This is a genomic window from Halomonas sp. KM007, from assembly GCF_050709225.1.
In the GTDB taxonomy this organism is placed as follows: Bacteria; Pseudomonadota; Gammaproteobacteria; order Pseudomonadales; family Halomonadaceae; genus Vreelandella; species Vreelandella hamiltonii.
The window spans coordinates 2,871,694-2,885,442 of record NZ_CP136131.1 but is presented as its reverse complement, the minus strand read 5'-3'; the positions used below and the strand labels follow the sequence as shown (position 1 = coordinate 2,885,442).

Sequence of the window (13,749 nt, the reverse complement as noted above, 5' to 3'; positions counted from 1 at the left end):
ATAAACGGTGTATTCGAAAGCGTGCTAATAAATCAAGCCGCTTGACCATGACCGTTTAAACAGGTGTCACCATGAGCCAACTTGCCCACACTGCGCTGTCTGTTCTGGACCTGGCGCCCATTCGTCAAGGCGGCAGTGTCGCCGAGACCTTTCAAGACAGCGTGGCCCTGGCCCAGCACACGGAGCGGCTGGGCTACCAGCGCTACTGGCTGGCCGAGCATCACAATATTGCGGGTATCGCCAGCGCTGCCACGGCCGTGCTGATTGGCCACGTGGCAGGGCAAACGTCCACCATTCGCGTTGGCAGCGGCGGCATCATGCTGCCCAACCACCCTCCACTGGTGGTGGCCGAGCAGTTCGGCACCCTGGAGACGCTCTACCCCGGCCGGATCGACCTGGGGCTGGGCCGTGCCCCTGGCTCGGATGGCGCGACCATGCGTGCCCTGCGGCGGCACGCCCAGTCAGGTGTCGATGACTTTCCAGAACAGCTGGAAGAGCTGCGCCGCTACCTGGGCGAAGCCCAGCCCCAGCAAACCGTCAAGGCCGTGCCGGGCCAGGGCACCCATGTGCCCATCTGGCTGCTCGGGTCCAGTGGCTACAGCGCCCAATTGGCCGCCAGGCTAGGGCTCCCCTTCGCCTTTGCTGCGCAGTTTGCGCCGGGCTATCTCTTCGAAGCGCTGCGCCTGTACCGCGACCAATTCCAGCCCTCCGAGCATCTGGCGGAACCCTATGCCATGGTAGGATTACCCGTGATAGCGGCCGACAGCGACGACCTGGCCCACTATCTGGCCACGACTGCCCAGCAGAAGTTTCTCAATTTGATTCGCGGCCGTCCGACGCAGTCACAACCCCCGGTCGATCATCTGGACTGGAGCCCCATGGAGCGCGCCCAGGTCGCCCAGTTTCTTGGCGCGGCCATCATCGGTGGCCCTGAAACGGTCAAGGAGCAGCTGGCCGACTTCCAGGCACGTACCGAGGCCAACGAGCTGATGATCAACAGTGACTTCTATCAGCACGCGGACCGCCTGCGCAGTTATGAGATCGTCGCGTCAGTCGTCAAGGACGCCTGACACGTTCACCTGGTAACCTTCAGCCTTTGGCAATCAAGAAAGCACCTGCCGCCAGCATCAAGGAACCTGCTGTGCGGTTGGTGCCCTTCTGGGCGCGTTCGGATTGGAAAAAGCGCCGTGCCGACGAGGCAAACGACGCCACCAGCATCAGCCCCATCATCAACCCCACCAGGGTAAGCCCCACCACCAGCAGCATGTCGCCATGGTTCAGCGTGGTCAGGTCAATGAAGGTGGGTAGAAACGCGACATAAAACAGGATGACCTTCGGGTTGGAGGCCGAGATCAGGACCCCTTGGGTAAGCCCCTTGAGGGCCTCACGAGCGGATGTGGCCGCCACGGGCGTACCGCCTTCCAGGCGCGGGGGCGTGACGCTGGCCGTCCACATTTTCCAGCCCAGATAAAACAGGTAAGCCGCGCCCACATAGCGCAACACGGTGAAGGCTTCACCCCAGTTTTCTGCCAAGGCAGCCAGCCCATAGAAGGCCAGCATCAGATAGATGACATCACTCACGGTCATGCCCACAGCCAGCGGCCAGCAGGCGCGCACGCCTTGGGACATCCCCTTGGCCAGCAGCGCAAAGATACCGGGGCCAGGAGTAATGGCGAAGACGAAGATCGCCACGAAATAGGTCAGGGCACTCTCGAGAGTCATGTGACGGCTCCCCATCTTTCGGTTGACGCTTACAGGCATCCGCTTATGCTAGCGTATGCCATGTCTTGTATGCAGGAATACTCATGCAGCGTTTTGCATTTACCCCGATGACCCGCGACGATTTCGCCCTGTTCTGGCCAACGTTCCAGAGCATTGTAGCGGCACAGGAAACGTACGCGATAGACCCCGACATCACCTTTGATGATGCCTACCACCTATGGTGTACGCTGCCGCTGCACAGCCTGGCCGTCAAGGACGAGCAAGGTCAACTGCTGGGGGCTTATTACCTCAAGGCCAATGCCGCAGGCCCCGGCAAGCATGTCTGCAACTGCGGCTATATGGTGACACCCCATGCACGCGGCAAAGGCGTGGCCCGCGCCATGTGCGAACACTCTCAGGTACTGGCCGGTGACGCTGGCTTCGAGGCGATGCAGTTCAATGCCGTCGTGGCCAGCAATCACGTTGCGGTCACCCTGTGGCAGCGGCTGGGATTTGCCATTGTCGGCACCGTACCCCAGGCGTTTCGCCATCCGTCGCTGGGACTGGTGGACACCTACGTCATGCACAAATCTCTCAACAAGTGACTCGTAGTGAATGCTTACATAGCGCATTGAGGCCATGACCGGCAGACATCACTACTCACGGCTGATTACCGATACGTTTCGTAATGATCTCGCGACAGGAAACTACGCCGCGCTGGTGGCGTACCGCGACTATCTGAACACCGAGTTTGATGTACTGACAGATGCCATTAGAGCATTCAATCGTCGGGCCCAGGAACTCTCCGCCACGGAGATTGCTCAGGCAGAGCGTTTGCACCAGTTAACCCTGATCTTTAGCGGCATCTTGATTTTCCTGGCAATCGCCCTGTTCGTTGGCGTACAAATCGGTATCCGTAGACTGATCGTAAGCCCTTTGCAGCGGGCCATGCAGCTGTGTGAAAACATCGCCCAAGGCGATTTGACCAGCGATATCGAATCTTCGCACGCCGAGCCGGAATGGGAAGAGTTTTGATCGCCGCCTCGTCCATGGCGCTCTAGCGGCATCACGCTATCGATAACCCCATGACGCAGGCCAGGCTGGCCTGCGTCATTGCCCTGCTCTATCGTACAAAAATTAAAATTGCGATAGGGTAGCCCTTTTCCGCTGCTGACTGCCTCCCAAGCCTCCCCATGCTGACATCCTACACTTCATTACGCCGCCTGCCGCTTCGCACTCGCATCATCGGCTTGATTACGGCGCTCGTCTTTGCCATCACGCTGTTGCTGAGCTTAGTTGCCTCTCGCAAAGCCGCGTTTCATTTGGAACATCAGATTGGCGAAGCCAGTGCCAACACGGCGTATCAAATGGCGGATAAATTGAGCCGCAGCATGGATGCTCGCATCAAGGAAGCGCAGCTGCTGCTGGGCATTCGTGACGCCATGGGGAATCCCGATGCCCCGTTGACGCGCCTCCAACTCGAACAGCTACAGCGCAACTACGAGGTGACCTCATGGATTGGCGTGACCGACGCGGAAGGAGTCGTTGTCGCTGCCACAGAGGGCATACTCGAAGGCCAGTCCATCGCGGCTCGGCCGGTGTTCATGGAAGGCAGGCAAGCCCTCTGGATTGGCGACGTACATGAGGCTGTCCTGCTGGCCCAACTGCTGCCCAACCCTAGTGGCGAGCCGATCAAGTTCGTGGATATCGCGGCACCGCTGCTCAATGGGCAAGACCAGTTGCTTGGGGTCTTGGCCGTGCACCTCAGTTGGGATTGGGCGGCACAGGTAAAAGCCTCGATGTTCACCCCCGCCCTGCGTGAGCAGCAAACGGAGCTACTACTGCTTTCTGAAGAGGGTTCTGTGATTCTGGGGCCCCCTGACCTGCTGGGCGAAACGCTCACGTTTGCCCCGGCCAGTGGCACGATGTCCAGTGCCACCTGGTCCATCGAAACCTGGCCCGATGGTGAAGATTACATGACCGGCATGGCACCAAGCCAAGCCTTTGGTGCCTTTCCTGGCTTGGGCTGGATCGCCATTAGCCGTCAGCCGGTGGACACGGCCTTTGCCCCTGTGGCGAGGGTACAGGAGCTCATTTTAGGCACCGGTTTACTGATGGCGCTGATGTTCTCGATTATCGGCTGGATTTTTGCAGCACGCCTGGTGGCCCCGTTAACGCGCCTGGCCCGATCCGCCGATCATATTCAAACCGCCCAAAGCCGCTGTGCCATCGAGATCGAAACGGGCTCACCTGAGCTGGAGCGCCTCTCCACCTCGATCCGCAAAATGGTCGAGCGCCTGCAGGACCAGCGCCAGACCATCAATCAACTGGCGGACCTGGTGAATACCGACCCATTGACCGGCTTGCCCAATCGCGCCTTTCTGAATCAGTACTTGCAGCATGCCCAGCCGGAGGCCCAACGCCAACAGCAGAACCTGATCATGCTGATGTTCGACTTGGATGGCTTCAAGAACGTCAACGATACACTGGGGCATCATGCGGGTGATCTACTGCTGATCGAAATCACCCAGCGTTTGAGGGCTACCTTGCGCAGTGGTGATGTGGTCGCCAGGCTGGGCGGCGATGAGTTCCTCATGGTCATCAAGAGCACGCCAGAAAATAGTCACTCTCTGGCCGAGGAAGTAAGCCAGCGCTTACTCACTCAAATCGCACTGCCTATCGAATTGCCCGGCAACATGACCGCCCAAGTCGGTTGCAGCCTGGGCGCTGCGGTGTGGCCCGAATATGGCATGGACATTCAACAGGTCATACGCCATGCCGACAACGCGCTGTATCAGGCCAAGCATCAGGGCAAACATCGCCTGGTCATTTATCGACCGGGAGTGTGAAACAGCGCTGCCACTGCTGCTCCAGCGCGTCCGTGCCCATCTCGGTGAGGTAAGTGATGTTGCGTTCCGGAATGGCCGCCGTATCGCCGTAGAACTCGATGGCTTTTTCCACGCTGGCTTCACGTAATACGTGGATCATCGGATGCGGCGAACGGTTGGAGTAGTTGGCGGCCTCGTCGGGGTCGGCATCGGCGAAGCAGTAATCGGGGTGAAACGTCGCCAGTTGATACACGCCCTCATAGCCCAGCTGTTCCAATAGCTGTTCCGCCAGTTCCACGAAGTCCAGGTAGTGGTCGAAGTTTTTGAACAGCGTGGGAAACACCAGCAGGCTGGTTTCTGCCTCTGAGTGGGCATCCAGCCACTCGAACTCGGCGACCAGCTCCTCCAGCGCAATATCCACCTTTTTGGAGCGCACGACTTCCACACGCACCGCCTCGCGCTCCAATTCACGCTTGGCAAAGGGGCAGATATTGTGCCCGACGATGAAGTTGGCCACCCAAGTGAGCGTCTGGGCAACGACCAAGGCATCGTCAGCGTGATGCGAAGCAGAGGAAGCGGTATCCATAAAGCTATTCCTAAAAACGATTCCTAAAAACGATTCCTAAAAACGATTCCTAAAAACGATTACTAAAAACTATCTCTAAAAAAACTATCCCTAACACTCTTTTGGGACCCAGCCATCAGGCATGCTGGTGGTATCGCGCCAGCGCGACTTCATAGGATTTGTGGATATGGTCGTCCATTAATGCCCGCGCAGCAACCGCATCACGTTTCAGGGCAAGCGCTACCAGCTGATGGTGCTGATCGTCCAGTTCCTGACGGATGGTGGGCATTTTCGGGCCTAGCCGACGGTAGCGATCGAACTGATCGTGCAACTGCTCGATGAAGCGCAGCAGCCACACCGAACCGCAGGACGCCACCAGCGTACGATGAAACTGGGTGTGCAGCCGCTCCCACTCTTCGACGTTTTCCAGCGTGAGATCGGCGCGTTTGAGGCGGTGTGCCGCCGCCAGCAGGTCGGCCTCCCATACCGCATCTCCGTGGGCGATGGCACGCTCCAGCGCCATGCCTTCGAGTTCGGTGCGCATCCGAGCAATGTCGTCCAGTTCTTCTCGGGAGAGCTTGGGTACTCTGAAACCACGTTGATTCTCCTGAATCAGCAGGCCATAGGCTGCCAGCTTGTTCAAGGCTTCACGTAGTGGGCTCAGCCCCACCTGATACTGCTCCTTGAGCGCATTGATGGCCAGCTTCTCCCCTGCCGCAAAACGCCCCGCGACCAAATCACGGCGCAAAACGTCGTAAATGGAGCCAGGCACTTTCTCTGCGGAGAGCTGAATATGTTTGTTCATTACCGAGTCCTCAGGCAGGTTTTTCTCTGCATCGGTTGGCGGAGATGATGAGACCAAGTGTTGACGCCCCTCGACAGGCTCACCTATATTCTATTTTAGACAAGATAATCGATTTTTTAACCTACAAACGATCAAAGAGTCATCCGCATGCCATTCGACCCCGCTTCGGCCGTTGCCACGCCGTCCTCGAAGACGTTTACACAGGCGTTCGACACATGAAACAAACCGCGCTCTTCTGGGCTTTTTTCAGGGTGGGCATTTTTGGCTTTGGCGGTGGCCCCTCCATGATACCGCTGGTGCATGCAGAAGTCGTGACACGCCATCAGTGGCTCACCGACGAGGAGTTTGCCGATGTGCTGGCGATTGGCAATACCCTGCCGGGGCCCATCGCCACCAAGATGCCAGGCTACATTGGCTACCGCGTGGCGGGCATCAGTGGGTGCGTGCTCTCCGTGCTGGCAGTGGTGTTGCCCATGCTGATCGCCATGGTCGTGATGCTGGGTGCTTTCAGTCGCTATCGCGACATTGGCTGGATACAGGGCATGGGGCAGGCCGTGATCCCGGTGGTGATGGTCATGATGGGCCAGCTCACCTGGGATTTCTTCGATAAATCACGCGCCGCGCTGGGCTGGCTGGTCAGTATTGTCATGGCCGTCGTCGCGGGTGGCGTCATCTACTGGCTTGGCGTTCACCCAGGCTTCGTCATCGGCGCCATTCTGCTGGCAGCGCTGCTGCGGCCAAACCGCCAAGCGCGCTCGAAGGAGGCCGCATGATCTACTGGGAGCTGTTTCTGGCGTTCTTTATTCCCAACATCGTGGGTTACGGTGGCGGGCCGGCCATCATCCCGCTCATCGAGGCAGAAGTGGTTGGCCGCTACGGCTGGATGAGTTCGCAGGGGTTTGCCGAAACCCTGGCCCTGGGTAACGCGCTTCCCAGCCCTATCGCCACCAAGATGGCGGGCTATATCGGCTATGAAGTCGCTGGCCTGGGAGGCGCCGCCGTTGCCGTGGCCGCGACGGTGGTTCCTTCCCTGCTGCTGATGATCGGGGCACTGGGGCTGCTCTACCGCCACCGTGAATCGCCCAGGGTCAAGCGCATGAGCCAGTGGGTACGCCCGGTCATTGCCATCATGATGGCGTGGCTCACGCTCAGTTTCCTGCTGGAAAGCACCGCCAGCAGCGGCATCGTCCACACCCTGATCATCGGTATCGTCGCGGCCATCGCGCTTGTGCGATTCAACACCCACCCCGCTTTCGTTGTCATCGGCGCACTGGTTTATGGAGGGCTCTTTCTGGGCTGATCTTGACGTTTCACTGCATACAACAAGAACCCGAAATGGGACCACGCGCTCACCCTGTCACTGCTGAAAGGCAGTGGCCCACCACACCAACTCAATCAAAAAAAGGTGTATCACATGACGCGTTCGACACTTGCTCTCAGCACTACCCTGGTAGCCATTGGCCTCAGCGCCAGCATGGCGTTCACTTCCAATGCCTTCGCCGACTATCCGGAGCAGGACATCCGGCTGGTCATTCCCTATGGTCCTGGCGGCGCCACGGACATCATCTTCCGGTTGATTTCCCAAGAGGCCGAACAGCACCTTGGCACATCCATCGTACCCATGAACATGGCTGGCGCAGGCGCGACACTGGGTTCGCGTAACGTCAAGGATGCCACGCCTAACGGCTATACCCTGCTGGGTAGCCATGACACCATTGCACTTTCCAAGCTGGCTGGAACGGTCGACTACTCTTTTGATGCCTTCGAGCCGATTGCTCTGCTGACGCAAACCATCAACATTCCCACGACCTATGCCGGGCACCCGGTGGAAAGCGCTGCCGACATCGCCGAATACGTGCGTGAGAATCCGGGCCAGGTGCGCTTCAGCATGATCCCCAGTTCGACGGACCACTTCTTCTGGGCACAATTTTTCCAGGAGGCCGGAATCGATATGGCCGATATCCGCCTGGTGGGTTACCCGGATACCGGCGAGCAGGTTTCTGCGCTGATGGCCCAGGAGATCGACTTCGCCATGTTCAATCTTCCGTCCGGGGGCGCCTTCTACCAGGACGGCACCTTCGTGCCGCTAGGCATCGCTCACCCCGAGCGGCTGGACAGCTTGCCTGACGTAGCCACCCTGCGAGAACAGGGCATCGAGATGGACCACTCCACCAGCCGCGGCATTTTTGCGCCCAAAGGCACTCCTCAGGAAATCCTCGACACGGTGGCTGCCGCGTACGGCCAAGCGCTGGAAAACGAACAAGTGCAGAGCCGTATCGAGAATGAATTCGGGTCTGTGGTTCGCTTCCTGGCAGGCGACGACTATCAAGCGTTTTTGACGGAGAACGAGGCAGCGCTATCTGCGGCAGCTGAAAACATCGATTTTCAGAACTGATCGACTCGCAGAGAGCTGCTTCATCACGTACTGACGCTTTATAGGTCTCACTCTGTCATTGGCCCCTGCGGCAAGCACCCCAGGGGCCTGTGGAGGCATCGCTAATGCTAACGCTTACCAAAGACCGCGCACTGGCGCTGGCGCTGCTCTTGATCGTGGCTGTCATGTGGGTGGAATCGAGTTCCATCAGGCCCCCCACCAGTTGGCAGCCCTATGGCTCAGCGCTCTTTCCGCGCATATTGCTGGTCACCATTGCCCTGCTGTCACTGGTGCTTCTGGTGCGCACCTTCTTTTCCCCTGCCACGCCGCCCCCTTCGTGGTCGGCAGCGGTCTCTCACTGGTTCAACCGGCGGAAATCGGTACTGGCACTTTTTGGGATCTTCGGGCTGTACGCCGCCCTGCTTCCCGTACTCGGGTACATCGTTGCCACGATGGGGTTCATGGTGGCTTCGCTGGCGCTGCTGCTAGGTATGGACTCGCGACGCAAGTGGCTGATCAATCTGGGTATCAGCGGCACGCTGGTACCGCTGGTCTATATCATTTTCCGCTATGGCCTCAAGGTCTGGCTCCCCTAACGGCGAGGCGTTCACATGAGTCACTTTTTTCTTCAGGCACTCGCCGAGGTCAGCAGCCCTTCCGTATTGGGGCTCATCGTACTTGGCGTTCTGTTTGGTATCGTCGGGGGAAGCATTCCCGGCTTTACAGTTACCATGGCCATCCTGGTGGTCTTTCCCTTCACGTTCGCCATGGACCCGGTCAGCGGGGTGTCATTGATGGTGGGCGTCTTCGTGGGAGGTTACTCAGGCGGCATCGTCTCGGGCGTCATGCTGGGCATTCCCGGTACGCCCTCCTCCATTACCACGGTTTACGATGGCTACCCCATGGCTCAGAAGGGGGAGCCTGGGCGAGCGCTGGGCATCGGGGTCATGGCCTCGTTTCTGGGCACCTTGATCAGCGTTGCCGTACTGGTGTTCTTTGGCCCCTTGATTGCCAGCTTCAGCATGAATTTCCGCCCCTGGGAGATCACGGCACTGATCGTGTTCGCCCTGACGCTGGTGGCAGGGCTCTCCAACGGCGCGCTATTGAAAGGCTTGCTGGCCGCGGCCATCGGGCTCTTGATCACGACCGTGGGCTATGACCGCAACAGCAATCTGCGTTTTGACTTCGGCATACCCGCCCTGGGGTCTGGCTTTGAAATGCTGCCGGTGATGATTGGCATCTTTGCCTTTTCTCAGTTGCTCGGCAATATCGAAAAAATGCGTGACTCTGGCAGCAGCGGGAAAAGCGTCGATACCAACGTCGCCATCCCCTATGGTCAGATCATGCGTGACATGGCGGGCCAGAAACTGAACACACTACGCTCGTCACTGATCGGCAGCCTGATTGGCGCGCTGCCGGGAACCGGTGGCACCGTGGCAAACTTCGTCAGCTATGATCAGGCCAAGAAATTTTCCCGCCAACCCGAAACCTTCGGCACCGGCACGCCTAGCGGAATTGTCGCGTCCGAAGCCTCCAACAGCGCCGTCGCTGGAGGCGCTTTCGTGCCTACCCTGGCGTTAGGCATTCCAGGCGACCTGCCCATGGCCATCATGATGGGCGTGCTCATTTTGCATGGCATAACGCCCGGCCCCATGATGTTCGAACAGAACCCGGTATTGGTCGGTGCCATTTACGCGGGGCTGTTGATCAGCGCCGTCGTCATGGTGCTGTGCAACCTGCTGCTGGTGCGTTGGTTCGCCAAGATTTCACTGATTCCCCAGCAAATTTTGGTGCCCGTCGTACTGATGCTATGCGCCATTGGCGCTTATGCCCTCAATAACAATCTGTTCGATATCTGGGTGCTGTTCATCTTTGGCGTAATTGGCTATCTGCTATGGAAGGCCGAGGTGCCGCTGACGCCATTGATCCTCGGTGTCGTGCTGGGCAACAACCTGGAACGACAGCTGTTCAGAGCGCTGGAACTCGACCCTAACTGGCTGACGTTTTTGACACGCCCACTGTCGGCGCTGTTTCTTGCGCTAGCCGTCGCATCGGTGGTGTTTTCGCTCTACCAGGACCGCAAGACCAAACGTCTGAAACAGGCACCTGCATCTCATTGACTCTGATCTCACTGACTCTGATCTCGATAACCCTTGTTCACTGCACAGGAAACCAACAATGCATAACGATGCTCTTTTCTACCCAAGCGCCTCGCGCCGCATGACCACCTATGGCAAACGTGGCATGGTCGCCACGTCTCAGCCCCTGGCTGCCCAGGTCGGGGCCACCATCTTGCAGCAGGGTGGCAATGCCATCGATGCTGCCATTGCAACGGCAGCAGCGCTCACCGTGGTGGAGCCGACCTCTAACGGCATCGGTGGTGATGCCTTTGCCATCGTGTGGGTCGATGGCAAGTTGCACGGCCTGAATGCCAGTGGTCCTGCCCCTCAGGCGTCCACCATCGATGCCCTGAAAGCGCTAGGCCACGATGTCATGCCCAACCATGGCTTGCTACCGGTCACGGTGCCCGGTACGCCGGCCGCCTGGGCGGCGCTCTCGGAACGCTTTGGCAAACTGCCTTTTGCCGACCTGATCGCCCCTGCCATCGCCTTGGCAGAAGAGGGCTTTGCGGTCACCCCCATCATTCATCAGATGTGGCAAGAGGCCTTCAACACCTACGCCGTTTACCCCGATGCCGCCTTCAAACCGTGGTTTGACACCTTTGCTCCCAAAGGGCGGGCACCTCGTCCTGGCGAGCTATGGGCGTCTCCAGACCACGCCAGAAGCCTTACCGCCATTGCCAACACCCATGCCAAAGCATTTTACGAAGGCGAATTGGCCGATGCCATCGATGCCTTCTCGCAGGAGCACGGGGGCCTGCTGCGCAAGGAGGACCTGGCGGCTTACCAGCCCGAGTGGGTAGACCCGATCAGCGTCCGTTACCAAGGGCATGATATCTGGGAGATTCCACCCAATGGCAGCGGCTTGATCGTGCTCCAGGCCCTCGGCATGCTGGAGCACCTGAACGCGGCTGCCCATGATCCTGTGGAAACCCTGCACCGTCGCATCGAGGCCACCAAACTGGCTTATGTGGATGGCTTCAAGCACATCACCGAAGGTGAAGCCATGCAGCCATCGGTCGCACAGATGCTCGACGATGGCTACTTGAAGGCTCGTGCAGCTCTCATCAACGAGCAAGCTCTGGACCCTCAGCATGGCAACCCGTTGCAAGGCGGCACCGTCTACCTGGCAACAGCCGATGGCGAAGGCAACATGGTGTCGTTCATCCAGAGCAACTTCAAAGGCTTCGGGTCTGGCATCGTCGTGCCGGGTACGGGGATCAGCCTGCAGAACCGCGGCTGGTCCTTCTCGCTGGACCCCGAGCATGCCAATGCACTGGCGCCGGGCAAGCGCACCTATCACACCATCATTCCCGGGTTCATCACCAAGGGTGATCAGGCGGTAGGACCGTTTGGCGTGATGGGTGGCTACATGCAGCCTCAGGGCCATGTTCAGGTCGTCACGGCCATGCTGGAAGACCACTTGAACCCGCAGGCAGCGCTGGATATGCCGCGCTGGAAATGGACCGCCGGCAAAACCGTCGAAGTCGAAGCCGACTTCCCCAACCACCTGGCCCTGGCGCTGGCACGACGAGGGCACCACATCGTCAAGGTCGCTGACTCACTTAGCTTTGGCCGTGGCCAGATCATCCTGCGCAACTCGGACACCGGGGTGCTTCAGGGGGGCACAGAGCCTCGTACCGACGGCGCCGTGCTGCCGCTCTAACGCATTTCCGCGTTGGCGCTTCTTGCCCACCCGCCCTTCCCAGGGCGGGCTGGCTCTTGCAGGCAAATCCACGCATCATGGGCACCGATGTTTCTTCTTCTGGCCACCCAGCGATGTCTCCATGAAACCTGCCCCCTCCTCCTCTCCCGCGCTATCAAGCGGGTTTTTCAACGTCTTTCGTTACAGCCAGCATGCCCTGCGCCTGGTATAGGAGACGTCACGCTGGATGATGCTGGGGCTTGCGCTGTGTACGCTGGTGGCGGGTGTACTGCCGGCCGTGGCGGCCTACGTTGGCCAACTGATCGTGGATGGCGTGCTGGCGGCCATGGAAGCTTACCAAGCCTCCAAGGCGCCGAGCCTTTGGGAAGCCATTACCCCCGTGCTGGGCCTGGTGGCGCTGGAAGGCGCGATCATTGCCCTCATCGCGCTCGCCGAGAGGCCTCGACACGCCCGTTGGCACTGGTCACTAAAACCTTCGGGCTGCTGCAATACGATCAGTGTCGATGGGCATATGGTGGAGCTCATCGAGCGAGAGTACCGTCTGGCGACGCTGTTCTTCTCAAAAGTCGGCGAGTTGCTGAGCCGTGCACATCTGCTCGAACTAGTGTGGGGGATCAAAGGGGATGTCTCGACCCGCACGGTGGATACCCATGTCAGCCGTTTGCGTCGCAAGCTGGAACTGGATGGGCGGCACGGCCTTCGGTTGCGCAGTATCTACCAGTCAGGCTATCGCCTGGAGACCTGTCATATGACACCCGTAGAGAAGGTGGCCAATTAAAAAGGTAGCCAATTAAAAAAGCCGACCGACACCCCGAGGTGCCTGGGTCGGCGAAGCTGATGAGAGTCTGCAATCACGCGCCAGCGTGTGCAGTGATGCTTGGGGAAAGCATCGCCAAACTGCCTGCGTCAAGCGGCTTGGCGATGCCCTCTGTCGGTTGATCGAGTCAACCTTCCCCGTCCTTTGCGCGAGTAGCTGCCCTTGCCCTTCTTGGGCGTTTGCTGCTGCAGTTTGAACATGGGTGTTCGCAGCTGTGCTTTCAAGGCATTGTCCTTGATACCGTGTCGCTTTTTCATACGTTTACCTATGTAAATTTCTTCGGACTTGCAAACGAGCATTGGTCCGCTTCTGGACAGACAAGCGGCAGGTTGGTTCCCTGGAGCGGCAATCGCTACTGGAAATGTCTGCTGGAAATGGCTGCTAAAGATGCGCCCCCACCAACATGCTGAGCCACCCGGCCACCCGTTTACGCCAGGGGCGATTCTCCCAGCGCTCGAGGTCGTAGCGCTCCGCCTGCTGCAGATCCTCTTCCACCAACAGGCGCACATACCGGGCAAATTCCTCATCGTAGACGTTGAGATTGCCTTCCTGGTTGATCCTGAACGAGCGATTGTCGAGGTTGGTCGACCCGATGCTGGCAAAGCGATCGTCGACACTGATCAGCTTGGCGTGATACATGGCTGGCTGGTACTCGTAGAACGCCACGCCTGCTTCCAACATGGGCCGCCAGCGATTCACCGAGGCGTGGCGCATGAACGCCTCGTCCTGCGTGCCCATGTCTACCGACACGGGCTCCAGCAACCGCTTGGGTGACGGCTGAGCATGTGATACAGCACGCTGCCCACCATGAAGAGAGCGGCTACTACGCAGCTGGTATAGAAAACGAGTCGAGTGCAGCGTTTCAAGAGTGGC

Annotated in this window: 16 protein-coding genes; 11 read left to right on the top strand and 5 right to left on the bottom strand. The window is 59.0% G+C overall.

Annotated features, from left to right (window positions below; translation table 11 throughout):
* Nucleotides 1-71 precede the first annotated feature (71 nt).
* Nucleotides 72-1,070, top strand: a complete 999-nt coding sequence (locus tag RVM27_RS13610; RefSeq protein WP_016914704.1) for an LLM class flavin-dependent oxidoreductase — start codon at nt 72-74, stop codon at nt 1,068-1,070.
* Between the two features lie 19 nt (nt 1,071-1,089).
* Here RVM27_RS13610 and RVM27_RS13605 read toward each other — a convergent pair whose 3' ends face one another.
* Nucleotides 1,090-1,722, bottom strand: coding sequence for a LysE family translocator (locus RVM27_RS13605; RefSeq protein WP_081195457.1), 633 nt, complete (start codon nt 1,720-1,722; stop codon nt 1,090-1,092).
* Nucleotides 1,723-1,805: 83 nt separating this feature from the next.
* On the opposite strand from RVM27_RS13605, the gene RVM27_RS13600 reads away from it, so the two are divergent.
* The 3 genes from RVM27_RS13600 to RVM27_RS13590 all read left to right on the top strand — a co-directional run bounded on the left by RVM27_RS13600 (nt 1,806) and on the right by RVM27_RS13590 (nt 4,550).
* On the top strand, nt 1,806-2,306 hold the full coding sequence (locus tag RVM27_RS13600) for a GNAT family N-acetyltransferase (RefSeq protein WP_081137752.1): 501 nt from the start codon (nt 1,806-1,808) through the stop codon (nt 2,304-2,306).
* 34 nt (nt 2,307-2,340) lie between these two features.
* Nucleotides 2,341-2,736, top strand: a complete 396-nt coding sequence (locus tag RVM27_RS13595; RefSeq protein ID WP_498956823.1) for a hypothetical protein — start codon at nt 2,341-2,343, stop codon at nt 2,734-2,736.
* 158 nt (nt 2,737-2,894) lie between these two features.
* Nucleotides 2,895-4,550, top strand: coding sequence for a diguanylate cyclase domain-containing protein (locus tag RVM27_RS13590; RefSeq protein ID WP_498956822.1), 1,656 nt, complete (start codon nt 2,895-2,897; stop codon nt 4,548-4,550).
* Here RVM27_RS13590 and RVM27_RS13585 read toward each other — a convergent pair.
* Entirely contained in the window at nt 4,528-5,115 is a 588-nt protein-coding gene (locus tag RVM27_RS13585) for a DUF1415 domain-containing protein (RefSeq protein WP_193460842.1), read from the bottom strand. The two genes, RVM27_RS13590 and RVM27_RS13585, sit on opposite strands and share 23 nt — an antisense overlap.
* A gap of 115 nt (nt 5,116-5,230) precedes the next feature.
* Nucleotides 5,231-5,899, bottom strand: a complete 669-nt coding sequence (locus RVM27_RS13580; protein ID WP_498938578.1) for a GntR family transcriptional regulator — start codon at nt 5,897-5,899, stop codon at nt 5,231-5,233.
* Between the two features lie 215 nt (nt 5,900-6,114).
* Between RVM27_RS13580 and RVM27_RS13575 the strand changes: the two genes are divergently transcribed.
* The 7 genes from RVM27_RS13575 (at nt 6,115) to RVM27_RS13545 (ending at nt 12,837) form a co-directional block, all read left to right on the top strand.
* Nucleotides 6,115-6,672 carry a chromate transporter gene (locus tag RVM27_RS13575; RefSeq protein WP_016914715.1) on the top strand — a complete coding sequence of 186 codons (558 nt, stop codon included), beginning with the start codon at nt 6,115-6,117 and terminating at the stop codon, nt 6,670-6,672.
* A complete protein-coding gene (locus tag RVM27_RS13570; protein ID WP_039176834.1) occupies nt 6,669-7,199 on the top strand; it encodes a chromate transporter in 531 nt (176 codons plus the stop codon). The genes RVM27_RS13575 and RVM27_RS13570 overlap by 4 nt, the downstream gene beginning before the upstream one ends.
* Nucleotides 7,200-7,313: 114 nt before the next feature.
* Nucleotides 7,314-8,294, top strand: a complete 981-nt coding sequence (locus tag RVM27_RS13565; protein WP_227406917.1) for a Bug family tripartite tricarboxylate transporter substrate binding protein — start codon at nt 7,314-7,316, stop codon at nt 8,292-8,294.
* A 104-nt stretch (nt 8,295-8,398) separates the two neighbouring features.
* Nucleotides 8,399-8,869 carry a tripartite tricarboxylate transporter TctB family protein gene (locus RVM27_RS13560; protein WP_039176840.1) on the top strand — a complete coding sequence of 157 codons (471 nt, stop codon included), beginning with the start codon at nt 8,399-8,401 and terminating at the stop codon, nt 8,867-8,869.
* Nucleotides 8,870-8,884: 15 nt separating this feature from the next.
* Complete coding sequence (locus RVM27_RS13555; RefSeq protein ID WP_096922437.1) at nt 8,885-10,393, top strand: tripartite tricarboxylate transporter permease; 1,509 nt, start codon at nt 8,885-8,887, stop codon at nt 10,391-10,393.
* A gap of 58 nt (nt 10,394-10,451) precedes the next feature.
* Nucleotides 10,452-12,059, top strand: coding sequence for a gamma-glutamyltransferase family protein (locus RVM27_RS13550; protein WP_498956821.1), 1,608 nt, complete (start codon nt 10,452-10,454; stop codon nt 12,057-12,059).
* A gap of 226 nt (nt 12,060-12,285) precedes the next feature.
* Nucleotides 12,286-12,837 (top strand): winged helix-turn-helix domain-containing protein, encoded by a 552-nt coding sequence (locus tag RVM27_RS13545; protein WP_498956820.1) that lies wholly within the window; start codon nt 12,286-12,288, stop codon nt 12,835-12,837.
* Between the two features lie 128 nt (nt 12,838-12,965).
* Here RVM27_RS13545 and arfA read toward each other — a convergent pair whose 3' ends face one another.
* Together arfA and RVM27_RS13535 are read right to left on the bottom strand one after the other, a co-directional pair.
* The gene (arfA, locus tag RVM27_RS13540; protein WP_096922430.1) at nt 12,966-13,133 is read right to left on the bottom strand and encodes an alternative ribosome rescue factor ArfA; all 168 of its coding nucleotides are present in this window, start codon (nt 13,131-13,133) and stop codon (nt 12,966-12,968) included.
* A 124-nt stretch (nt 13,134-13,257) separates the two neighbouring features.
* Entirely contained in the window at nt 13,258-13,626 is a 369-nt protein-coding gene (locus RVM27_RS13535) for a phospholipase D-like domain-containing protein (RefSeq protein WP_498956819.1), read from the bottom strand.
* Nucleotides 13,627-13,749 lie beyond the last annotated feature (123 nt).